A 21,106-nucleotide genomic window follows, 5' to 3' on the forward strand; every position below is an offset into this window, starting at 1 on the left:
GCCATACGATGGAAGACGCACAGGCCGACCTGGACGCCTTTGCGCGGAAAAGAGGGCTCCATGAAGCAAAAGCTAAATAAAGAACGCCCTATCCTCTTCAGCGCTCCAATGGTTAGAGCGTTGTTAGAGGGACGCAAGACGCAAACGCGCAGGCCGCTGAAACCGCAGCCCGAAAAAGATAAAGCCGTGCAGGAATTTTACTCTGTCCGGTGCCCATTCGGGAGCGTTGGAGACCGCCTCTGGGTGCGTGAAACATACAAAATCGTGCCGGCGGCCGTCTGTCAATGCGGCGAAGGAATACGGCGGAAGGTAAGCCCGTCCGACCCAGACAGTGTGGCTGTATACAAATGCGAATGGGATCGCAGTCCCGCCGGCGGGCCTTGGATACCGTCGATTTTCATGCCGTATTGGGCCTCAAGGATAAAGCTGACGATCTTGGAGGTAAACATACAGCGCCTACAGGACATAACCGAACTGCAAGCCATGGAGGAGGGCGTAAAACCTTTATGCTGCTCGGAAAGCTATCGCGCCGCGTTCCGCCGCACCTGGGATTGGCTGCATAAACCTTACGGGCTCGCCGGATGGGACGCCAACCCCTGGGTGTGGGCTATCGAATTTAAGGGGGTCGAGGACGATGGAACGATACGTGCGACAGGAAATTAGAACTACGATGGACGGCGAGATGTGCGCTTCTGATTGCTACTTCTACTCGGAGAACAAGCGCAAACCCATCTGCTGGCTCGGTCGCGGCTGTGAACGGCTCCGCGACGGATACCGGACGGCTCTGTGCAAATATATGGAAGAAAACAATGACGTAAGGGGAACTGAAAAATATGCCTGAAGTGAACGAAAAAACAATGACCCCGGAAGAAACCACTTTACACATACAGGACACTCGCGATTTCTGGTTTGCGACCGTAGATATCTGCGTACTGCGCGACAAAACACTTTCCTTCAACGCCAAAGGTGTCTATGCCGTACTTGTCGCCTTTGTGGATATCGGTACCAGAGAATGGGCGCTCAAAACCGAAACACTCGCGGCGGAGTGCGGCGTCAGCCGCCGCACGGTGATGTACGCGCTCAAAGAACTTGAAGAGCACGGGTACATCAAACGTAATCGACGTTTTGCTGACGGACATCAGATTGCTTCAATGTATAAAATTATCGGACATAAGGCAGAGTGCAATATTTGCACCCAGCAGGAGCAGAAGCAGCCCGAACAACCAGAGTGCAAAATATGCACTCAGCAGGGTGCAAAATATGCACACCAATTACAAGAACCAGAATCAAATAATACATTACCTACGGTAATGGAGGCTGACGCCTCCGAAGCCGAGCCGGAGGATATCGGACTCATCGAAAAAATCCCTTTGGTGATGCGCCCAACGGCGGAATATTTATTGCTCAAAACGGGACGCAAGAGCCTGATACCCTCGGAGGTGGGTTCGCTGATGGCGCTTGAAAAAATACATCTGCCCGCGCGTATCCAGCAGGAAATCAATACCGCCGTGAAGCGGTTTAACGCGCGAGGGCGTCCACTGTCGGGCATCACCGCGGATTATCTTTACGAATCGCTTCGGCGCCAGAACTCGCGTGTGGCAAGAAAAAAGGCTCCGCCGGACAACAGCGCGGCACTGACGCAGGCGCAACAGGAGGAAGCCGAGCACGACAAGTACCTGTTTGAAAAATTCGGAAAGGGAGTCGAGCAAATTGAGTGAATACGCTAAAAAACTTGAAATACTTGAATGGGTGCGGCAGTCTTGCCCTCAAGCCTCTATGTGTGATATCCCTGACAATACGATAGAGCTTGAAATCGCAATGGAGCAAAAAGACTGCTATCAGCATTGCCCCGGCATCTCCGGTTGCAAACATCACGGGTATATTTATCTGCCAGTGCTATACCCTTACTCCGCGTCGCGCCCGCCGTACTACAAGACTGCCTGCACTCCCTGCAAAGTTCGAATCATGGCTGAAAAGAAAGCGGCGATCGAAACCTACGTAAAAAACTGTGGGATACCGGATCTATTTAAGCATGCGACATTTGAGAATTTCACCACCATACGGCGCACGCCTAAAATCGGGCTGGCAAAGTCAATAGCTCAAGACTGCGTGGCGCAGGAGCTCGCCCTCACCCTCATGGGTACGCCCGGCACCGGCAAGACGCATCTTGCCGCAGCAATGGTTCACGCGTGGCTCGCCAAGGGAAAGTCGGCGATATTTATCCCCGTTGTGGCTCTGCTGGACGAAATAAGGCGTGGGTATGGCCCCTACTCTCCGCTGCCAAAAATCGAGGACGCCATAAAAAGCACGGACTTTGTCGCCCTCGACGACCTCGGCGCACAGAAAGACAACGATTGGGTAACAGAGCGCCTTTGGGAGCTTATTGACCAGCGTTACCGGGAACGCAAGCCAATCACGATTACATCCAACGCTGTGAGCAAAGATCATCTCGTAATAATAGCCGGCGAACGCGGACCTCAGATTGTAAGCCGCCTGACCGATCAGACTTTCGGGCACTACATTGTGCTGGAAGACATCGATTATCGCAGCCTTAAGCGGCAGGATCGCTAAGCTGCTAAGGAGACTGCGATGGGCGAAAAAGTGCATCCTTCGGATCTGGTAGATTTTTTCAAATTCATTATTTCGAAGAGCGAAAACGGATTGGCTATATTGCTGGGAATAGCCCCGCCGCCTGGAGCTGTTCAAATGTATGAAATGCTCGGGGGGAATAAAGTGGAGTATGGCGTGCGTATCGACGGAGGCGAAAAAATTCCGCAGGCACAGAGGATACTTGAATCCGTTGAGCATCTCGAAGATATCATTAGCGCTGTTGGAGGCTGGAGGGAGATACACGCGGCAACTCTAAAGTTTAAGGCAGACTATCCCGACCAGTGGAAAATACTTGAAACACACGCTCTCTTCGTTCGTCCGGGTGGGCTCCTGCGGGACGGGCAGGGCGGTATGAGCGCGATCATCTGCCGCCGTCATAGTGATATAACGCCCAAAACCCTTCGCCGTCGCTACAAAAAAATCCTTCGCGCCCTTGCAATCTTTTTGTTGTCATGGAGTTATTCAGACGGATTCAACCTTAACTACTTTCCCAAGCACAAAAGGCTTAATTGATAAAGTATGGTGTCCGCACTAAGGGCCTTGCTGTGTCCCGTCAATAGCGTATACTTATAACGTCACATATTTTGCAATCACAATGATGCGAAGCCCCGGCAAGCCCAGCTTTTCGGGGTGTTTTTTATGTTTGGAGGCGAAGGAGTGCCCCGCCCTTCACAATGGGCGGGGCTTTTATAAAGAAGGTGATGGCTTGAAGTTAGTCCAGCCGATACGAAAGATCGCGCAGATAAAGCGCATGAAAGAAATAGCCTCGGTGCGGCCGAGGGACCTCTGTCTGCTGGAAATGGGTTTTCATACAGGGCTGCGCGTGCAGGACCTTCTTTCGCTCCGCATCTCGGATGTGGCACGGAAGATCGGCGGCAAGTGGCAGGTGGCACGCTCCTATGTCGTGAACGAACAGAAGACGCGCAAAGGAAAGCAAGTAGAAATCGTCAAGTCGGCGCGCGCCGCGATAGAGCGTCAGCTTGACGCGCTCGACGCCTGCGGCATGGCGGCGGCCGGGGGATGGCTCTTCCCGTCTCCATATAGGCGGGGGAGCAAACCGTTGTCGCGCCGACAGGCGGGAAGGTTGATAAAGGCAATCGCCATGCGAGCCGGCGTCACGGAGCCCGTCGCATGCCACTCGCTGCGCAAGAGCTTCGGATACCACGCGTTTCGCTCCGGTGTTGACATTATGTATCTAAAAGAGATTTTCAACCACTCCGATATCGCCGTCACAAAACGCTATATCGGGATAACTCAAGATGAACTAAACTCGGTCTACCAGCGGATCGGCGCGATAATGGCCTGACTTACCCTTCATTGGTCAAACCGCCGAAAATGGCCGGGCGAAAATACTCAAGTCCAGAAGTGAGAAAATCCGCTGTGTAGCCGTATATTTTTGAAATCGTCGCGGCGTCGTTCAAATGTCCCACAATATAAGATATGGGACATTGGTATCGTTTATGGACGTTTCTCGTGTTGTGGTAACTAAAAGTAAATAAAACAAGAGGTGATTCGAATGCCGAAAGCGGCGAAGAAGCCCTGCGCTTTTCCAGGGTGCGGCGTGTTGGTCGAATACAACAAACGGTATTGCTTCGCGCATAAATATTACGAATCAGACCGGCAGGCGGAAAGCAACCGCGCATATGACCGCAACCGTCCGGAACGTCATCGTTTCTACCACTCTCACGAGTGGCAGAAGATACGCCAGCGTTTTCTCGCGCGGCATCCTCTCTGCGAGATGTGTCTGCGGGATAACCGGATCAGCGCCGCGGTCATAGCTGACCATATAGTGGAGATTTCAGACGGAGGATCGCCTACAGACCCTGCAAACCTTCAGGCTCTGTGTGTGTTCCACCACAATCAGAAGACAGCGGCGGAGCGGAAAAAGCGCTGTTAGGGCACGAAAAATTGAGAGTTGCGACGTAGTTGATCCGTGGCCGTTTGTGGTAGGGCCACATGGGAGGGGGATGTCAAATCTCTGGTCGTTTCCACTCTTAGACCGAGCTCGAAACGCTGCGGAAACGCGCCCGAAATGTGGGAAAAGGAGGGGGGCGGAAAATGGCGACAAGGGGTAGGAAGCCGAAACCGGAGGCGATAAAGAAGCTCGGCGGCAGAAGCCATAAGAAGAAGGAGCCGCCGCTCGTCGAGCTGCCGATGGACGCTCTTACGGACGCCGGCGACTTGGCGATGCCGGGCGAAAAAGAGCTTTGGGCGAGCCTCGTCGAAGCGGGCGTGGCGAAGAAGAGCGACAGACAGGCGTTTGTGCGCTACATAGATATGATTTCGGTCTACGTGAAAGCCCGCAGTGACGTCGAGGAGCGCGGGGCGGTCTTGGACGTAGGCACGAAAAACGAGAGGAATAACCCTTCGTGGCGGATCATGCGGCAGGCGCAGACGGAGCTGCTTAAGCTCGAGGTGGAGTTCGGGCTTACGCCCTCGGCGAAACAACGCGTAATGAAGGCGCTGCTCTGCGACAACAAAACGGGAGGCGACGGCGGCTATGCTGCAATCAGGCGCGGGGCGTCCTCGTGAGAATTCCCTGCGCTGGGCGCTTCGCTATATAGATACAGCCATAAACGACAAGGTGCCGGTCTGTAACTGGGTGAAGCTCGCCGTCAGGCGTCACGTGGACGACCTGAAGACGGCGGGGAAGCGCGGTTATTATTTCGACGAGAAGGAAGCCGAACGGGTGCTGAAGTTCTTCTCTTTTCTGCACCACTCTAAAGGCGAGTGGGCGGGGAAGCCGTTCATCCTTTCGCCGTGGGAGCAGTTCGTGACTTACTGCCTCTACGGCTGGCGGCGAAAAAAGGACGGGCTGCGGCGTTTTCGCACGTCTTATCTTGAAGTTGCGCGCAAGAACGGCAAATCCACTTACGCGGCGGGGAACGGTATTTATCTGCTCGACGGCGACGCCGAGCCGGGCGCGGAGGTCTACACGGTCGCCACGAAACGCGACCAGGCGAAGATCATTTTCACGGAAGCGCAGCGCATGGTGCGAGGTTCGGCGGATCTGCAGAAATATATAACGGTCAACGCAAGCAATATGTACGTCGCAGATTCAATGTCGAAATTTGAGCCGCTGGGCTCGGACAAGGACACGCTGGACGGGCTGAACGTACACGGCGGGATAATCGACGAACTGCACGCGCACAAGACGCGGGACGTCTACGACCTGCTCGAAACGGCTACGGGCGCGCGGCGGCAGCCGCTTATCTTCTCCATCACGACCGCCGGCGTGAATCAGAACGGCATATGCAGGGAGAAGCATAACCATACGGAGAAGGTCTTGCAGGGGATTTTGCCGGACGATGAGTTTTTCGGCATGATATATACGCTGGACGACGGCGACGATTGGGAAGATGAATTTAATTGGATGAAGCCGAATCCGAATCTCGGCGTCTCCGTGCATGTCGACGACCTGCGCATGAAGGCGCGCAGGGCGAGGCATTCTCCGGCTTCGCTGAATCCGTTCCTGCGGCTGCATATGAACGTGTGGACGAACGCCGAAAGCGTCTGGATAACGCCGGACAGATGGAATGAGACGGCGGGCGAGGTCGACGCACAGGCGCTCGCGGGGTGCGAATGCTACGGGGGGCTCGACCTTTCGACGACGACGGATATTTCAGCGCTGACGCTGACGTTCCCTATGCCGGACGGCTCGTATAAAAATCTCTATGAGTTTTGGATACCGAAGGACCGCATCGAGGAGCGCGTGCGGCGCGACCGCGTGCCCTATGACGTATGGGTGCGCGACGGTCTGATCCATGCGACCGACGGGTCGGTGATCGACTATGACTTCATCGAGCACCGCATCCTCGAACTGTCGCGGCTCTATAGGATGCGCGAACTGGCCTATGACCCTTACAACGCGACTGAGATAACCAATCACCTGATAGACAACGGCATTGAAATGGTCGTTTTCAGGCAGGGGTTTGTGAGCGTTTCGCCGGCGGCGAAACAGCTGGAGATACTCATCATGTCGCAGAAGTATCATCACGGCGGCAATCCGGTGATGAACTGGATGATGAGCAACGTTGTCATCCGACAGGACCCGGCGGGCAACATAAAGCTCGACAAGGAAAAAAGCCGCGAGAAGATAGACGGCCCCGTCTCGGCGGTGATGGCGATAGGGCGCGCCACGGCGCAGGGCGGCAAGGCGCCCAGCGTTTATGAGCTTCGCGGCGTGGTCTCAATATAAAGGAGGCGTTGATATGTGAGTTTATTGACGAGGTTTAAAAAGGCGCTGTCCGCGCTGAGAGAGGAGCCGAGGGACCCGATAGAGCGTTGGCTCATGGGGCTGCCGATGTTCAAGACGCTTTCGCAGGCGGGGGTAGAGATTGGGGAGTCCGACGCGGTGAAGATAATGGCCGTATATGCCTGTATCCGCGTGATCGCTTCGGAGATAGCGGCTACGCCGGTCCAGTTCCTGCGCAACACGCCTACCGGGAAGGAGCGTGTCCCTGGGAGGCTCGCTTCGCTTCTGCGCTACGAGCCGAATCCGGAGATGACGGCTTCGGATTTCAAGAGGACGATGACGCTCAATCTGGAGCTGTGGGGAAACGCCTACGCCGAGATAGTGAGGAACAGGAGCGGGGAGATAACCAGCATCTGGCCGATTCCCGCGTGGCGCGTGACGAAGAAGCGCGACGAAAAGAAAGACCTCTATTATTCGGTCATGGTCGAGGGCGGAACGGCTGCGACGCTGAAGGACTCACAGATGTTGCATCTGCGGGCGATGGGCTCGGGCGTCGTCGGCATGAGCTTCGTAGCACTGGCGCGCGACGCGCTGGGGTTGGCTCTCGCCGCCGAGGTCTACGGCTCCAATTTCTTCAAGAACGGTGCTATGGCCTCCGGCATCGCCACTTATCCGAGGGCTTTGAGCCAGGAGGCGCTCGATAATTTCAAGACGTCGTTCCGCGAGAGCTATGAGGGACTGACGAACGCGCAGCGCATCATGTTCCTTGAGGAAGGCTTAACGTTCCAGCAACTGACGATCCCGAACGACGCGGCGCAGTTCTTGGAAACACGGACGTATCAGATGTTGGAGGTCTGCCGCTTTTTCGGCGTACCGCCGCACAAGATAGCGATACTCGACCACGCGACGTTCAGCAATATCGAACATCAGAGCATGGAGTTCGACCAGCAGTGCATCCAGCCGCGAATCATCCAATGGGAGGAAGAGCTGCGGCGCGTGTTGCTGACGAAGGCGGAAAAAGAGTCGGGATATTTTTTCAAATTCAATCTCAATTCGCGCTGGCGCGTGGCCCTCGCCACCAAAACGGCCTATTACACCAGCATGCGGCAGAACGGGATTCTCAACGCCAACGAGATCCGCGAGCTCGAGGATATGAACCCGATACCCGCGGAAGACGGCGGCGACGATTATCTTATCAACGGCAACATGATCCCGATCACGGCGGCCGGACGACAGGACGCCCCTGGTCAGAAAGGAGGAGGCGAATGAAGCGAAAGTTTTCGATCGGCGCGCCGCTTTTTCTCACGCCCGGCGACGACCTGCGGAATTACGTGGAAGATTGGCTCGATGAGCCGAAAGACGTGCGAAGGGCGGCCGCCGACGACATCGACGGCGCGGTGGTCGACGCGGGGGTGATGACGCTGAGGCTGAACGCCTATGTGACGGCCAATATGGTGCAGTATTTCCACGCGATAGAGAACAGTTACAACTCGAAGATCGCGGGCCGGTGCAATGAGGTCAGGATTTCCCTCAACACTTACGGCGGCACTGTGGCCGACGGTTTTGAGATCGTCGATATGGTGCGCGAATGGAACGCCAGACGCGACGTAAAGATATCGATGATCGGCGCGGGAGCCGTCTACAGCATGGGGGTCCCCATCATGCAGGCGGCGGCGAGGCGGTATTCGTATCCCAACGCCGAGTATCTGATTCATCCGGTGTCGGCGATTCTTTACGGGACCCGCGAGCAGATAGAGGACGGGCTGACGAGCGTGAAGAACAGCGAGGCGGCCATCGTCAATCTCATCGCCGCGCGATCCGGTATGTCGGCGAAAGAAGTCTCCGAGATGATGCGGCGCGATTCGTATCTCACGGCGGAGAAGGCGCTCGATCTGGGGCTGATCGACGAAATCATAAATCTCGACGACGACGGCGGCGAAGAAGACGCGGCGCAGGCTGATAGGCGCGCGCAGGAGATGCGGGCGCTGGAAATTTATCTTACGGAGGCAATGTAGATGGACAAAGTTGAAAAGCTTAGGGACATCGTGGCGAAAATGAAAGAAGTGAACGCCGCGGGGAATGTGGATCAGGCGAAATGGGATGAGCTTCAGAAGGAGGCGGCGCAGCTCAAGGCGGATATCGCGGCCGAAGAAGAGCGCCGCAGGTCGCTCGAAGAGCTCGACGGATTTGTAAACGAGGCGCCGGAGCCGGCTTCGGGACGTCCGGGCGTAAAGGCGCCGCTGACGCCCAAGGACAAGAACGAGCGCCCGTTCAACACGCTCGGCGAGCAGTTGCAGGCCGTGGCGCGCCTTTCCGGGCGCGAAGACGTGAATTACCCCGTCGACCAGGCCGAGAACCGCATGAAGGCGGTAAACGCCGCCGCCGGTGTATCGACTACGCTGTCGGGCGAGGTCGGATTCCTCATTCAGACGGATTTCGCGACGACTCTGCGAGAATCCGCCGTGGAAGAGGGGCAGCTCTCTTCGCGCGTCGACCGCCAGCCGATAGGGCCGAATTCCGACAGCTTCGAGTATATGGAGGCCAAGGACAAAGACCGCAGCAAGGGGCCCTGGGGCGGCGCTTTCGCCGTCTTCCGCAAGGGCGAGGCGGAGGAGATGACGGGCGGTAAGACGGCTGCTATGGAGCCGCGCGACGTCCGCCTGGAGGATATGTACGGGCTGCTGTACGTGACCAACCGTTCGCTGCGCGACGCGACGGCGCTGACGGCGCTGATCCAGCGCGGATACCGCGCGAACTTCGCCTTCAAGCTCGACGCGGAAATATACGAGGGCACGGGCGCGGGGCAGTGCCTCGGATTCATGAACAGCCCGGCGCTGGTGACTGTCGCCAAGGAATCGGGGCAGGCGGCGGATACCATCGTGAAGGAGAATATCCTGAAGATGTTCTATTCGATGCCGGCGAGGTATGTCCAGCGCGCGGTGTGGCTGGTGTCGCAGGTCGGAGTGCAGGAGGCCCTGCCGCTCCTGATGCTGGGGGACGTGCCGATCTATATTCCGCCGACGGGCCTGAGCGGTGGGCTGTACGGCACGCTGCTCGGCAGGCCGATAATCCCCTGCGAGCGCTGCCCGCAGATAGGGGATAAGGGCGATATCATTTTCGCCGACCTGAGCCAGTATCTGCTGATCGAGAAGGGCGCGACGGAGATCGAAACGTCGATCCATGTGAAGTTCGTGACGGACGAGACGGCTTTCCGCTTCATCCAGAGGAACAACGGGCAGCCGTGGGATTCGTCGCCGTATACGACGCTAAAAGGGAACAAGAAGATGAGCCCGTTCGTCTGTCTGGCGGAGAGGGCGTAAGGAGGAATCGACATGGGTAGATTTTCACTTGCGGAAGAGACGCGGATCGTAGAAGCGATAGCCCCCTGCACGGGGGCTGCCGCGGCGGCCGGGGACTATATAAATATGAGATATACGCCGCGCGTCGCGATAGTGGTGCATATCGCCCAGGGCAACGCGGCGACGGTGGCGCTCACCATCGAACAGGCTAAGGCGGCGGCCGGCACGGGATCAAAGCCCATAACGGAGGGAGTGCCGATATGGGCGAACGAGGACTGCGCCGCCGACGACAAGCTGACGGAAAAAGACAAGGCTGTAGGCTTCACCACTTCGGCGGCGCTAAAGAACAAAATAGTCGTCTTCCACGTTGATACCGACGTTCTGGACAAGGCGAACGGCTATGAGTGGATATGCGTCAAAGCCGCCCAGTCCAACGCCGCCAATCTGATTTCGGCCGAGTATATAGTAGGAGATCTGCGTTACGGCGCGCAGGACAGCCCGTCGCTCATCTCCTGAATTTATGAGGGGCCCCGCGCCCCTCTTTGCTTATGGAGGTGAGGCAAATGACGGAGCCGATAACGCTCGCGGAGGCGAAGAGCCATCTGCGCGTGCTGTATGACGACGAGGATGCGTATATCGAGATGCTGATAGCGGCGGCCAGGGAATATGCGGAAAATTATCAGAACCGCGTGTACGTCGAACGGACTGACGTCAATGGCAATCCCGTTGAGGCGGAGGCTATGCCGGCGATGGAGAAAGCGGCCTGCCTGCTGCTCATCGGTCACTGGTTCGAACACAGGGAAACGGTGAATATAGGGAGCACAGCGACGGAAGTTCCGTTAAGCGCCACCATGATACTCAACCTGCGAAGGAATCTGCCGATATGAACCCCGGGCGCCGCGACAGGAAGATAGCGATCGAGCGCCCCGTATCGACGCAGGACGATCAGGGCGGGCGCGCGAAGACGTGGCGGACCGTCTGCACGGCGTGGGGCGAATTCAAACGCCCGCGCATGAATACAGCGGTGGTGCAGGGCGGGGTCGCCGCCGTGATCGCGCAGGAGATAGTGATCCCCGCGTGCGACGTGCGCCCCGGGTATCGGGTGGTTTACGACACGAGGATATACCGCGTGCTCGGCGTGAGCGCCGACGACAGGCGCTATGTCACGCTCGTCTGCGAGGAGGTCGAGCATCATGCGGGTTGACGTTACGGCGTCAAGCGCCGCTATACGCAAAGCGCTCGGGGATATAAGTATCTATGACGCTAAGTCGCGGCTCGGGCTGGAAAGGGCGATAAATAAAGCGGTAAAGCGCATGGCTTATCGCACGCGGGCAAGGGTGCCGCGCCGGCGCGGAGTTTTGCGGAGGTCTATTTTCATGTCGTTCAGCCGCGTAAGGTGCAGCGGCGAATTCGGTGCAAAAAAACCGCATGCGCATCTCGTCGAACGGGGAACACGCGGGCACTGGATAAAGCCGAATAAAAAGAAGGCGCTGAAAATCGTCGACCAGCACGTTCGGCGCTTTGTCCGCCGCGCCGTCTATATCCCTGCGATTCCCGCCAGACCTTTTGTAGAGCCGGCGTATAAGGCGGAGGAGCCGAAGCTGATAGACGAAATAGCGAAGGTCATGAAGGAGGCGCGTTAAAATGCTGATAAACCGTATCCCGATGTGTACGTTTCAGCGCGCGGTCTACGCGCTGCTGACGGCTTACCAGACGACGCCGGTCTATGACGACGTCGGCGATACCGAGACGGCGGATGTCGATTATCCCTGCGTCTCTTTCGGCGCCTACCGATGCGAGCCGAACGGGGCGAAGGATGTCGTTATCTTCGACGTCACGCTCGATCTCGAGATATGGTCGAATTATGAAGGTAAAAAAGAGATAAACGAAATAGCGGACGATTTGGCGGCGGTCTATACGTCATATGGGCTGGATTTATCCGGCGACGGGTTTATCGCCGTCGCGCAGGGCATCGAGTCGCTTGAAGCGTTTCCCGAGGAGGAGCACGGCTATCACGGGACGCTGACGGTCGCCGCCAAGATTCAGTATAGGGGGAGGTGACAGGGGATATGCCGGTGACATTGCCAGACAACCCGAATACGTCTAATGCGCAGGTCGGGAAGGATTTTTTGTTGAAGATAAATCTCGGCGACGCGTCCTATCCCACTTGGACGATCATCGGCGCCCAGCGCAGCACGGACTTGAACAGGACGGCTGACAGCATAGACGTATCGCACAAGACGTCGGGCAGCTGGAAGGGCTTCAAAGCGGGGCTCCGCGGCTGGAGTATCGACTTGGGCGGGCTCGTGCTGCTGGGCGATACGGGGTTGGAAGCGCTTGAGGCGGCGTATGAGCAGGGGATAGAGATCAACGTCTGCTTCATGTATCCGGACGGCTCTATCCAGGAGGGATGGGGCTCTATCACGGAGCTTTCGATATCCACGCCGCACGACGGAGCTGCCGAGATTTCCGGCACCATAGAAGGCAACGGGCAGCTCACGCCGCGCCGCGTAATAGAGGACGGCGGAGGCGCGCGCGTCTACGCTGGGGCGCAGGATGAGACTATAGACGGCGGCGTCGCGGACACAACGGACTACGGCGCAGTCGTAGACGGCGGCAAGGCCGCAGACTAAAAGGAGGAATAAGATATGCCGGTAATACTGCCGACCAACCCGAATACGTCGAACGCGCAGATCGGGAAGGATTTTCTATTAAAAATAAACACGGGGCAGGCGGTAAGCCCCACATGGACCACGGTCGGGGGGCAAAGGTCGGCCGATCTGAACCGCAACGCGGACAGCATAGATGTTTCGCATAAGACGTCGGGCAGCTGGAAGGGCTTCAAGGCGGGGCTGCGGGGCTGGTCGATAGACTTGGGCGGGCTGGTGTTGCTCACCGACGCAGGCGTCGAGGCGCTGGAAACCGCCTTCGTGCAGGGCAAGGAGGTCAACATAGCGCTCTTTTACCCGGACGGCACGAAGCAGACGGGGTGGGGCTCCATAACGGAGTTTTCCATCAGCAGCCCGCACGACGGGGCGGCCGAGATAAGCGGAACCATAGAAGGCAACGGCGCGCTTAGTGAAAGGACGTAAAGAAGCGCCCCTGACGGGGCGCTCTTTTATACGCCGATTTTCTCTTCAAGCGCTTCTTGCAAGACCTGCGAGAAGTTGATGTTCCGCGCTTCGGCTCTCGTATTCAGCCACGCGGGAATGGTCAGATTTTTTCGCACCGCCTTATTGCCGTACTTGGTGGCGTAGCCGTCCATGTCGAGGACGATAAGGTTTACGAAGCCGCCTTCCTTCGGCGCGACGTCCGACATTTTGCTGGGAGCCGGCGCGGCTTTTCCGTCTTCGAGTTCGTCCAGCACCCAGCCGGACGCGGCGTCCGTAGCCATCAGAATGGCGTCTGCGAGAGAATCTCCCTGTGTCACGCACCCCGGAAGGTCGGGCACTTCAACGGTGTAAGCGCCTTTCGTTTCTTCGCAGGGGTAGAAACAGGCCGGATAGATTAATTTCATAATAAACAGCCTCCTTTTATCGGCTGACAACGCGGGGCTTCTAAAGCCCCGCCTGTTCCAATATTGATCTTACGGTCCTTGGGTCGATATCCCCCGTATGTCTCGGGATTGTGATTTTGCCGTTTTTTGTTGGGTGGATGTATTGATAATGGGAACCTTTAACGTTTTTCAATTTCCATCCATCTTTCAAAAGGACTTTTTCAATTTCCCGAAACTTCATATCCCCGCCCCCTTTGTGATTATATTATACGCATTATGCGCATAGTTGTCAAGGGCGTATAGAAACTTTTTTGAAAAAATGGAGGAATCTTAAATGAAAAAATCGGTACCTTTTGAAGTGTTCGGAGCGAATCAGTTCATCTACTTCGACATCATGCGCCTCGCGCAATTGGAACAGGCGATGGGGCGCTCTATATACCAGATCATATCCAGCGGCGAGGCTGGGATAAATTTCTGCCTTAACGCGCTGACGGTCGGGCTGCGCCATCATTATTCAAAAGCCAGCCCGCAGCTGTTCGCGGAAAAAATCGACAAATATCTGGAAGAGGGCGGCGAGCTTGACGACATCGCAGTTCTCATCGTGAAAGCCATAATCCTCAGCGGCATCTTCGGCAAGGGGATAACGGACGAAGAAGAGGGCGAAGAAAAAAACGCGCTGGCGACGGCGGGGCAGTCCGAATAGACAGCTTTGCCGACTGGGTGGCGTGGGCGGAGCCCGTCGCCTACGGGGAGCTCGCGCTGAAGCCGAGGGAATTCGAGCGGCTGCAGCCGCATGAATATTATGCGTTGTGTGACGGGTATGAATATAGGCAGCGCCGGCGCAGGGTAGAAGTCGGGAATGAGATTTTTGTCTACTCTTATTTTGTCGCACATTTATTGAATATTTCCGGCAAGTATTTGAAAAAGAATATTTCGCCGAAAGAGCTGTGCAAGCCGCTGCTCGACGCCATGAGCGGCGGGGAAAAGCGTAGTGTGCAGGACAGGAAACAGGATGAGGAGTATCTGCGCAGGATTTTCGATCTGCCGCCGGAAGGGGTGAAGGAAGATGGCTAAGATAGCGGATCTGCTGGTAAGGATATCGGCGGACAATTCCGATTTGCGTAGGAAGTTGGACGCTACGCAGCGGCAGATAAAAGACAAGTTCGGGGGCAGCGCCATCGCGTCGTCGCAGAAAGCGCTTTCAAAGCTGAAATACCTCACGGCCGGATTTATCGGCGCAGGAGTCGCCTCCATAAAACTCGCCGCCAATGTGGAGCAGACGAAAATGGCTTTTGAAACTCTGCTCGGCTCGGCGGAAAAGGCTGACGCGATGGTGAGAAAGCTGACCGATTTCGCCGCTAAAACCCCCTTCCAACTGCCGGGCGTCACAAAATCCACACAACAGCTGCTCGCCTACGGCTTTACGGCCGAGTCGGTGATCCCCATGCTCACTTCCGTCGGCGATGCCGTAAGCGGGCTGGGCGGCGACGATGAGATGATGCAGTCCGTGATCCGCGCGCTGGGACAAATGAAGGCTAAGGCCAAGGTCAGCGCCGAAGAGATGAAACAGCTCGGAGAGCAGGGGATAAACGCCTGGCAGTACCTTTCGGAGGCGGCGGGGAAATCCATCTCCGAAACGCAGGAACTCGCCAAAAAGGGAGCCTTCAACGCCGAAGCGACGATAAAAGCTATCCTTGACGGCATGGCCAAGCAGTTCAAGGGTGGCATGGAAAAACAGAGCCAGACCGTCAACGGGCTGCTATCGACGATAAAAGACAACGTCGTAGGCGCAGCTCGCGTCATAGGCGAGGGGCTTACCGACGCCTTTGACCTTAAAGGCGTCCTTAAGCGGACAAACGCCTACTTGACGCAGTTTACGGCGTTGGCCGAAAAGTCCGGCTTTGGGAAGGCGCTGAAAGAGATGGTGCCCGACTCGCTGAAAATGGGAGTTATAGGTTTGGCTTCCGCCTATTCCGCCAAGCTCGCGCCGGCACTTTACATGGCGGCCACGAACGCCGTGAAGGCGAATTCCGCGTTCCTGCCGATGATAGGGATAGTCGGGGGGATATACTTCGCCATCGCCGAACTGAGCGGCGTGACCGACGTTTTGAGCCCGCTGGGCGAATCCTTCCTGCAAAGCGGGATCGCCGCTATTGGCGCTTATAAGGGCATATCCGTAATGACCTCCGCGCTGCAATACTGTAGGACGGAATGGGTCAAGGGGACGTTCTTTCTTAGAGACGCGACAAGCATAGTGGCAAAAATGGGCAACGCTTTTACCACTGCGCGGTTACACGTTATAGAAGCCGGCGGCGCCATGGGTGCGCTTAAAGGAACGGTTTACGGGTTAGCGGCGGCTTTCAAGTCGCTTTTGGCATGGATGGGCCCCGTTGGCTGGATGGCGCTTGCCATCGGCGGCGGCGTCTGGCTCGGCATGCAGGCGCAGATGAAGGAGGCGGAGCGCCAGGCCGGCATAACGCAGGCGGCTATAGAAAAGGTGAACGGCGAGTTTGCCAACGCCGATTCGAGCGCGATAGAAAAGGCGATAAAAGCTTCTGAGAAAAAGCTCGCGGATCTCGAGGCGCAGGCGAAAAAGACTACCTCGGCGATGAGCGTGACGGCGAACGTAAATACCGGACATAAAAAAAGAAGCACGTTGAAAAACGTACAGGGCAACAAGGAGAACCTTGAAGCCGTAGGGAAGGTCAGGGATCAGATCGCCGCTGAAAAGGCGAGGCAAAAAGAGCTCGGCGAAATATACAAGCGACGCAAAGAGCTTGAAGATCAGCTGAACAACGTCGGCAATCTCGGCAAAATACAGCTTCCCGACCTTCTCGGAGCAGGCGGCGACGACAAGGCCGCCAAGAAGCAGCAGCGTGAATATGAGCGGCTCGTCGAAAAGGCGAAGGATACGTCCGACCGCATCGAAGATGAGTGGATAGAGATGACGGGCACGAAGATGGACGTGCTCGACAAATGGTACGCCGACGAAACGAAGGCGGTAAACGAGAACTATCAGCGCGACCTGACGCGGCTGGAAGAGACCTACTCGGAGAAGCGACGGAAGATACTGCACGACGAAGCCAAAGAGCGCCAGCGGACGATGGAGGAGATAGTGCGCGGCTATTCCGACATCAGGGGCGAGCTCGCGAAAGGCTCGCTCGAAGGGGCCGACCTCGACCTCTACGAGATGAGGAAGGAGGCGGAAGACTCCTATCGCAGCGTCAGCGACTTCTTCGCGAAGATCATCGCCGACTACGCCGACGGCACGGAGCAGCAGAAGCAAAACATCAGAGATGCGCTGAAAAAGGCCGGCGTCGAATTCGTGCAGACGGAAAAAGACACGCTCGACTTCACCGCCGAGCTGAATGCGGTGCACGTGGAAAAGGAAAAACAGCTCTACGACGACTTCGTCCGGTACTATAGCAAGTGCAAGGATATACAGGCGAACATCGACAGGGCGTATAACAACAACAGCTTCGCGCAGCTCAAGGCGGCGTTGAGCAGGGAGAACGCGCTGCGGCTCTCGGCCTTCGAAGCCCAGCGCAAGTCCATGGAGCTGTATCAGGACTCCTGGACCAAGGCCAACGTCTCCGGAGCCGAGCAGGCGATAGACGTGCTGGACGGAACGCGCGACTCCTTCAAGACCTTCTTCTCGGACGTGCTCACAGGCGCAAAAGACTTCGGCGAAGCCTTCGGCGACTTCTTCAAATCGCTCTGGGCGGACATCGTCGATTCCTTCGCCGAAAAATGGAGCAACCAGATAGTCAACAACCTGCTGGGAAATATGTTGGGGCAGGAGGGCGGGCTGCTGGGTAACCTTTTCGGATTTGACTCTAGTCAAATTCAACAGCAAATCGCTCAGGAGACGACGTTGTCCTCATTAAAAATCGCCAACATTTCGGCAGAAACAGCCGCGTTCACAGCCGGAGAGGCAACGAAGTCGGCCGCAACTATTGCGGGAAATGAAGCAATTGCCGCGGCCGCTGCGGCTTCTCTTGCAGCGCAGACAGTAGCGTCATCTGCGGCCGCTGCCGCAATCGCTTCTGCGTGGGCTCCGGCCGCAGCCGCCGTTTCTCTCGCTTCTTTTGGAAAGAACGCCGCCCCGGCGATGGCTGGGATAACGGCGACTCATGCCCTGTCTCAAACTCTTGCTAAGGGCGGAGGCGGCGCAATAGGCAATAGCGTGAAAGGTGCCGCTGCTTTCGCCTCCGGCGGCTGCGTCTCCGGCCCCGGCTCGGGCACGTCCGACTCCATACCGGCGATGCTCTCCAACGGCGAATACGTCGTCCGGGCGTCGGCTGTGGAGCGGCTGGGCGTGCCTTTCCTGGACAGGCTCAACTACGGCGGCACGGATATTTTCAACACCGTCAACCGCTTCGCCTCCGGCGGCTGCGTCGGCGTGCCGGTGATAAAGTCGTTGGACATGCCCGGCTTCGCCGCTGGCGGCTATGTCTCGCTCGCGGACGCTTCCATCACCGTGCCGGAGTTCCGGGCGGAGCCTGAGCGGATCGATCTGGCGGCGCTGTCCGTCCCCGCGAAGCTGCTCAAGGCGCTCGTCGCCGGGCATACCGGCGAGCGGCGGGACGAAGCGGCCGAAATGGAAGTGAACATATACGGCGACATCAATAACAGCGCCGACGAAAAGCGGCTGCTGAACAAAATGAACGCCAAGATGCGCGCGGCGCTGATGGGGGGATACTGATGGAATACCTCAGGCTGGTGAAAGACGCCGACGAATGGGCGCTCCCTCCCGACTCCTGGATAGGCTCTATGCCCGCCTCGACTCGGTCGGATACGCAGGCGCGGGCCTTTCAACACGGCTCGGTCAAGACCGGCAGCGGCAAGGTCGCCGAGCGCGTCCTGCCGCTTTCGATACTCGTTTCAGCCGCCACGCAGGCGGAATATTTAGCTAAGGTGGACGAAATCAAGCGGCGGCTGTACCGCGAAAACCAGCGGCTCTACATCGCCCCCGACCGCCACATCAACCTGGCGGTATTGGACAGCCTCGAAGAGAAATTCGACAAAGGCTTCCTGCTGCGGCAGGCGGTGCTCACGGCGGAGTACAAATGCACAGATCCCTTCTGGCACGCGCCCCCAACGACGATGACCGTCTCTGCTACCGGTGCGCCGCGCGTCTTCACCGTTTCAAACGGCGGCAACGTCGATACGGCGCCGGTGATAACGGTCACGGCCCCGGCCTCCGGCGCCGTGCCGGACGTGCGCATATCCAACGCGGCCAACGGGCGCGAGTCCGTCTTTCGCGACCCGCGGCTGGCGAACGGCGCCTCTGTGGTGATAGACAGCGCCGCTGGGACCGTCGCGCTGGCCGGCGGGAACGCCGTCAACGCCTTCTACGGTGCCTTTCCCCGGCTCGAGCCGGGGAACAACCTGCTGACTTACACCGGCGCGCGCTGCACGATACAGATCGCCTACGAGCGGAGGTGGCTGTGATGTCCTTCATATACGGCCGCCCTGACCGCTACGGGCGGCGGATATACGCGGGGAAAAGCTACGTCGGCGCGAAAAACGCCGTCGTGCTGCCGGAGATAGAGGGGCACGTCGCAGTCGACTTCTACAACGAACAGGGCGTGAAGACGTACTCGCTCACCTCCGACATGAAAGAGAGCCCGCTGCTCAAGCTGGAATTCGAGAACAACGAAAACGGCTGCGCGGGCTTTACGCTTGAACTGGCGCGGGGGCACGGCATAGACATAACGCTCGGGCAGAGGGTAGACGTCCGCCTGCTTGGCGGCGCCGCCCCCTGGTACAGCGGATACGTCCAGACCATGCCGATGCGCGCTCTGGATACGGAAAAGGTGCAGACCTACGCGGGATACGGCTACTTCGCGCGCCTTGGACACATCATCGTCGACAAAATATATGAAGATACGGAAATCGCGAAAATCGCCGAGGACGTGATCCGGCGGTATGTAGAAGGCAACGGCGCGACATACAACGGCTCCAAGCTCTACTTCACCGGATATGCGGCGACGAAAGTCAACTTCGCGCACGCGACGGCCAAAGACGCGCTGCAGCAGCTGTCTGAGTTCGCCGTCAACTACGTCTGGGGAGTGGACGAATATCGCGAAGTCTTCTTCAGGCCCCGCCGCGACGAAGTGAACGACTACATGCGCCTCTGGGTGGGCGAGCATGTCGAAAGCGTCGAGACGGAAGAGGACATAGAGAGCGTGGAAAACGAAATCCACGTAGAGGGCAACGTCGAAACGACGGACGAAGAGGGGAACATAACCACGACCAAAGGGATATTGGCCGTCTGCCGGGACAACGCGAGCATAAGGCGGTACGGGCTGCGCGCCGCGGTAAAGACGCTCCCCTCGGCGCTCAAGGCGGAAGACGCCAGACAGTGGGGCGAAAGCGAACTCGCACAGAGCAAAGACCCTGGGCGCAGCGTGTCGCTCGGCGGCATCCGCCCCGAGATAATAAGGCGGCGGATAACGCCGGACGGGCTCGCGAGCATCACGAGCGAAGACGGGGCGGATGTGGAAGTCTTCCCGATCTCCTCGGTCAAATACATCTGCTCCAAGTCCGGCATCTCCATGGAGATAGGGCTGGGCGAATACAAGGCCGGATTCGAACAGTCCATCTTGAAAATGAAGCGCGACATCATCAACGCCGAACTGCTCTCGCGAGCAGGCGAAACAGGCGGATAAGGAGGTCGATACAGTGGGCGCGATAAACTACAGGCTCAACCCGTTCACCGGTGCGATGAACGCGGTGTTGATAACCAACGAAGAACACATAATCCCGTCCGTCTCGCCGTACTGGGTGCGGCTGAACGAAGTGCCGCTGAAGGAGTCGCCTTCGTCGATGAAGGTATACCTTTTCACCGGCAGCGCGTTCGTGCAGATGAGCGAGGTCGCGGCGCAGCCCGCCAGCGGCCAGTTCTGGCCGGACTATTCCGCGGCGCCGGGCGGCGATACGGAATGGAACACCGGCTTGCTGCTCTTTTCTTCCGCGCAGGCGGGCATGAAGATCCGCGTCAACTACAAAGGCACGGGAATGCCGGTCGCCGCGGAAAGCGAGGAAAAAATACACGGCGTCGCGCGCTTCGACACGCCGGGGAACTACACGTGGGACTGCCCGCACGGCGTCACTAAGGTATACGTCACGGCCGTCGGAGGCGGGGGCATCAAGGGAAACTCTCATCCGGACGGCGGTCCGGGCGGATTGGGCGGCAACGGATATTCCTGCTTTAAAGCGCCGGTCGCCGTCGCTCCGGACGCGTCATACGCCGTACACGTCGGCGCCGCGGCATATCGAAATATGAGCGGGGGCGGCGGGATAGTCGACGCGGAAGACACGACGTTCGGCTCCCTGCTCACGGCGGCGCATGGAGAGAACGGCGGCAACGCGACCGGCGCTGGCCCCGGAACGGACGGCGCCGGCGGTTGGAACATCCTCCAGTACGGCGTCGGGCAGGGGCAGCCCTACAGCGCCGCCGCGGACGGCGGGCTGCTGATAATCGAGTGGTGAGCATCATGT

At 57.7% G+C, this 21,106-nt stretch carries 27 protein-coding genes; 25 read left to right on the forward strand and 2 right to left on the reverse strand.

Translation table 11 applies throughout. The features are described 5' to 3' along the window. Positions 1-243: 243 nt before the first annotated feature. From EH55_RS13005 to EH55_RS13090, 19 genes are all read left to right on the forward strand, one after another. Complete coding sequence (locus EH55_RS13005; protein ID WP_201769385.1) at positions 244-663, forward strand: hypothetical protein; 420 nt, start codon at positions 244-246, stop codon at positions 661-663. Continuing rightward, positions 635-841 carry a hypothetical protein gene (locus EH55_RS14300; protein WP_141730573.1) on the forward strand — a complete coding sequence of 69 codons (207 nt, stop codon included), beginning with the start codon at positions 635-637 and terminating at the stop codon, positions 839-841. Before EH55_RS13005 ends, EH55_RS14300 begins: the two co-directional genes overlap by 29 nt. Continuing rightward, the gene (locus EH55_RS13010; protein ID WP_037978719.1) at positions 834-1,718 is read left to right on the forward strand and encodes a helix-turn-helix domain-containing protein; all 885 of its coding nucleotides are present in this window, start codon (positions 834-836) and stop codon (positions 1,716-1,718) included. The genes EH55_RS14300 and EH55_RS13010 overlap by 8 nt, the downstream gene beginning before the upstream one ends. Beyond that, positions 1,711-2,571 carry an ATP-binding protein gene (locus EH55_RS13705; RefSeq protein WP_051682933.1) on the forward strand — a complete coding sequence of 287 codons (861 nt, stop codon included), beginning with the start codon at positions 1,711-1,713 and terminating at the stop codon, positions 2,569-2,571. Before EH55_RS13010 ends, EH55_RS13705 begins: the two co-directional genes overlap by 8 nt. Positions 2,572-2,589: 18 nt before the next feature. Further along, the gene (locus EH55_RS13020) at positions 2,590-3,123 is read left to right on the forward strand and encodes a hypothetical protein (RefSeq protein WP_037978721.1); all 534 of its coding nucleotides are present in this window, start codon (positions 2,590-2,592) and stop codon (positions 3,121-3,123) included. A 193-nt stretch (positions 3,124-3,316) separates the two neighbouring features. After that, the gene (locus tag EH55_RS13025) at positions 3,317-3,916 is read left to right on the forward strand and encodes a tyrosine-type recombinase/integrase (RefSeq protein ID WP_037978723.1); all 600 of its coding nucleotides are present in this window, start codon (positions 3,317-3,319) and stop codon (positions 3,914-3,916) included. Between the two features lie 210 nt (positions 3,917-4,126). Continuing rightward, a complete protein-coding gene (locus EH55_RS13030; RefSeq protein WP_037978725.1) occupies positions 4,127-4,507 on the forward strand; it encodes an HNH endonuclease in 381 nt (126 codons plus the stop codon). 161 nt (positions 4,508-4,668) lie between these two features. Next, positions 4,669-5,142, forward strand: a complete 474-nt coding sequence (locus EH55_RS13035) for a phage terminase small subunit P27 family (protein ID WP_037978726.1) — start codon at positions 4,669-4,671, stop codon at positions 5,140-5,142. Beyond that, positions 5,111-6,808, forward strand: a complete 1,698-nt coding sequence (locus tag EH55_RS13040; protein WP_051682934.1) for a terminase large subunit — start codon at positions 5,111-5,113, stop codon at positions 6,806-6,808. The genes EH55_RS13035 and EH55_RS13040 overlap by 32 nt, the downstream gene beginning before the upstream one ends. Before the next feature lie 15 nt (positions 6,809-6,823). Next, entirely contained in the window at positions 6,824-8,074 is a 1,251-nt protein-coding gene (locus EH55_RS13045) for a phage portal protein (protein ID WP_141730574.1), read from the forward strand. After that, complete coding sequence (locus tag EH55_RS13050) at positions 8,071-8,820, forward strand: ATP-dependent Clp protease proteolytic subunit (protein WP_037978727.1); 750 nt, start codon at positions 8,071-8,073, stop codon at positions 8,818-8,820. The genes EH55_RS13045 and EH55_RS13050 overlap by 4 nt, the downstream gene beginning before the upstream one ends. Further along, on the forward strand, positions 8,821-10,125 hold the full coding sequence (locus tag EH55_RS13710; RefSeq protein WP_051682936.1) for a phage major capsid protein: 1,305 nt from the start codon (positions 8,821-8,823) through the stop codon (positions 10,123-10,125). Between the two features lie 12 nt (positions 10,126-10,137). Beyond that, on the forward strand, positions 10,138-10,620 hold the full coding sequence (locus tag EH55_RS13060) for a hypothetical protein (protein ID WP_037978728.1): 483 nt from the start codon (positions 10,138-10,140) through the stop codon (positions 10,618-10,620). A gap of 47 nt (positions 10,621-10,667) precedes the next feature. After that, on the forward strand, positions 10,668-10,991 hold the full coding sequence (locus tag EH55_RS13065) for a head-tail connector protein (RefSeq protein ID WP_037978730.1): 324 nt from the start codon (positions 10,668-10,670) through the stop codon (positions 10,989-10,991). Continuing rightward, positions 10,988-11,308 carry a head-tail adaptor protein gene (locus EH55_RS13070; RefSeq protein WP_037978731.1) on the forward strand — a complete coding sequence of 107 codons (321 nt, stop codon included), beginning with the start codon at positions 10,988-10,990 and terminating at the stop codon, positions 11,306-11,308. Before EH55_RS13065 ends, EH55_RS13070 begins: the two co-directional genes overlap by 4 nt. After that, positions 11,298-11,747: an HK97 gp10 family phage protein gene (locus tag EH55_RS13075; RefSeq protein WP_037978733.1), complete on the forward strand. Its 450-nt coding sequence runs from the start codon at positions 11,298-11,300 to the stop codon at positions 11,745-11,747. Before EH55_RS13070 ends, EH55_RS13075 begins: the two co-directional genes overlap by 11 nt. Before the next feature lies 1 nt (position 11,748). Next, a complete protein-coding gene (locus tag EH55_RS13080; RefSeq protein WP_037978734.1) occupies positions 11,749-12,165 on the forward strand; it encodes a DUF3168 domain-containing protein in 417 nt (138 codons plus the stop codon). 8 nt (positions 12,166-12,173) lie between these two features. Beyond that, positions 12,174-12,737, forward strand: coding sequence for a phage tail tube protein (locus EH55_RS13085; RefSeq protein ID WP_070110205.1), 564 nt, complete (start codon positions 12,174-12,176; stop codon positions 12,735-12,737). 15 nt (positions 12,738-12,752) lie between these two features. Further along, positions 12,753-13,196 (forward strand): phage tail tube protein, encoded by a 444-nt coding sequence (locus EH55_RS13090; RefSeq protein ID WP_037978735.1) that lies wholly within the window; start codon positions 12,753-12,755, stop codon positions 13,194-13,196. A gap of 26 nt (positions 13,197-13,222) precedes the next feature. Here the strand turns inward: EH55_RS13090 and EH55_RS13095 are convergent, their stop codons facing one another. Beyond that, positions 13,223-13,621: a type II toxin-antitoxin system HicB family antitoxin gene (locus tag EH55_RS13095; protein WP_037978736.1), complete on the reverse strand. Its 399-nt coding sequence runs from the start codon at positions 13,619-13,621 to the stop codon at positions 13,223-13,225. A gap of 40 nt (positions 13,622-13,661) precedes the next feature. Continuing rightward, complete coding sequence (locus EH55_RS13100; protein WP_037978737.1) at positions 13,662-13,841, reverse strand: type II toxin-antitoxin system HicA family toxin; 180 nt, start codon at positions 13,839-13,841, stop codon at positions 13,662-13,664. A 93-nt stretch (positions 13,842-13,934) separates the two neighbouring features. Here EH55_RS13100 and EH55_RS13105 point away from each other — a divergent pair, with 93 nt between their 5' ends. Genes EH55_RS13105 through EH55_RS13715 form a run of 6 tightly spaced genes read left to right on the forward strand, consistent with a single transcriptional unit; the run spans position 13,935 to position 21,097 of the window. Continuing rightward, positions 13,935-14,303 carry a hypothetical protein gene (locus EH55_RS13105; RefSeq protein ID WP_051682937.1) on the forward strand — a complete coding sequence of 123 codons (369 nt, stop codon included), beginning with the start codon at positions 13,935-13,937 and terminating at the stop codon, positions 14,301-14,303. Positions 14,304-14,320: 17 nt separating this feature from the next. After that, positions 14,321-14,674, forward strand: coding sequence for a hypothetical protein (locus tag EH55_RS13110; protein ID WP_037978738.1), 354 nt, complete (start codon positions 14,321-14,323; stop codon positions 14,672-14,674). After that, a complete protein-coding gene (locus tag EH55_RS13115) occupies positions 14,667-18,305 on the forward strand; it encodes a tape measure protein (protein ID WP_037978740.1) in 3,639 nt (1,212 codons plus the stop codon). Before EH55_RS13110 ends, EH55_RS13115 begins: the two co-directional genes overlap by 8 nt. Further along, complete coding sequence (locus tag EH55_RS13120; RefSeq protein ID WP_037978742.1) at positions 18,305-19,054, forward strand: phage distal tail protein; 750 nt, start codon at positions 18,305-18,307, stop codon at positions 19,052-19,054. The genes EH55_RS13115 and EH55_RS13120 overlap by 1 nt, the downstream gene beginning before the upstream one ends. Next, positions 19,054-20,274, forward strand: coding sequence for a hypothetical protein (locus EH55_RS13125; RefSeq protein WP_037978743.1), 1,221 nt, complete (start codon positions 19,054-19,056; stop codon positions 20,272-20,274). Before EH55_RS13120 ends, EH55_RS13125 begins: the two co-directional genes overlap by 1 nt. 13 nt (positions 20,275-20,287) lie before the next feature. Next, positions 20,288-21,097, forward strand: coding sequence for a glycine-rich domain-containing protein (locus EH55_RS13715; protein WP_051682938.1), 810 nt, complete (start codon positions 20,288-20,290; stop codon positions 21,095-21,097). Positions 21,098-21,106 lie beyond the last annotated feature (9 nt).

Origin of the sequence: Synergistes jonesii (assembly GCF_000712295.1) — a bacterium.
GTDB lineage: Bacteria > Synergistota > Synergistia > Synergistales > Synergistaceae > Synergistes > Synergistes jonesii.

Bases quoted from the DNA above. Each gene is read 5' to 3' on its own strand.
- EH55_RS14300 (WP_141730573.1), top strand. From the start codon at position 635: ATGGAACGATACGTGCGACAGGAAATTAGAACTACGATGGACGGCGAG.
- EH55_RS13010 (WP_037978719.1), top strand. From the start codon at position 834: ATGCCTGAAGTGAACGAAAAAACAATGACCCCGGAAGAAACCACTTTA.
- EH55_RS13020 (WP_037978721.1), top strand. From the start codon at position 2,590: ATGGGCGAAAAAGTGCATCCTTCGGATCTGGTAGATTTTTTCAAATTC.
- EH55_RS13030 (WP_037978725.1), top strand. From the start codon at position 4,127: ATGCCGAAAGCGGCGAAGAAGCCCTGCGCTTTTCCAGGGTGCGGCGTG.
- EH55_RS13035 (WP_037978726.1), top strand. From the start codon at position 4,669: ATGGCGACAAGGGGTAGGAAGCCGAAACCGGAGGCGATAAAGAAGCTC.
- EH55_RS13040 (WP_051682934.1), top strand. From the start codon at position 5,111: ATGCTGCAATCAGGCGCGGGGCGTCCTCGTGAGAATTCCCTGCGCTGG.
- EH55_RS13050 (WP_037978727.1), top strand. From the start codon at position 8,071: ATGAAGCGAAAGTTTTCGATCGGCGCGCCGCTTTTTCTCACGCCCGGC.
- EH55_RS13710 (WP_051682936.1), top strand. From the start codon at position 8,821: ATGGACAAAGTTGAAAAGCTTAGGGACATCGTGGCGAAAATGAAAGAA.
- EH55_RS13060 (WP_037978728.1), top strand. From the start codon at position 10,138: ATGGGTAGATTTTCACTTGCGGAAGAGACGCGGATCGTAGAAGCGATA.
- EH55_RS13065 (WP_037978730.1), top strand. From the start codon at position 10,668: ATGACGGAGCCGATAACGCTCGCGGAGGCGAAGAGCCATCTGCGCGTG.
- EH55_RS13070 (WP_037978731.1), top strand. From the start codon at position 10,988: ATGAACCCCGGGCGCCGCGACAGGAAGATAGCGATCGAGCGCCCCGTA.
- EH55_RS13075 (WP_037978733.1), top strand. From the start codon at position 11,298: ATGCGGGTTGACGTTACGGCGTCAAGCGCCGCTATACGCAAAGCGCTC.
- EH55_RS13080 (WP_037978734.1), top strand. From the start codon at position 11,749: ATGCTGATAAACCGTATCCCGATGTGTACGTTTCAGCGCGCGGTCTAC.
- EH55_RS13085 (WP_070110205.1), top strand. From the start codon at position 12,174: ATGCCGGTGACATTGCCAGACAACCCGAATACGTCTAATGCGCAGGTC.
- EH55_RS13090 (WP_037978735.1), top strand. From the start codon at position 12,753: ATGCCGGTAATACTGCCGACCAACCCGAATACGTCGAACGCGCAGATC.
- EH55_RS13095 (WP_037978736.1), bottom strand. From the start codon at position 13,621: ATGAAATTAATCTATCCGGCCTGTTTCTACCCCTGCGAAGAAACGAAA.
- EH55_RS13100 (WP_037978737.1), bottom strand. From the start codon at position 13,841: ATGAAGTTTCGGGAAATTGAAAAAGTCCTTTTGAAAGATGGATGGAAA.
- EH55_RS13105 (WP_051682937.1), top strand. From the start codon at position 13,935: ATGAAAAAATCGGTACCTTTTGAAGTGTTCGGAGCGAATCAGTTCATC.
- EH55_RS13115 (WP_037978740.1), top strand. From the start codon at position 14,667: ATGGCTAAGATAGCGGATCTGCTGGTAAGGATATCGGCGGACAATTCC.
- EH55_RS13120 (WP_037978742.1), top strand. From the start codon at position 18,305: ATGGAATACCTCAGGCTGGTGAAAGACGCCGACGAATGGGCGCTCCCT.
- EH55_RS13125 (WP_037978743.1), top strand. From the start codon at position 19,054: ATGTCCTTCATATACGGCCGCCCTGACCGCTACGGGCGGCGGATATAC.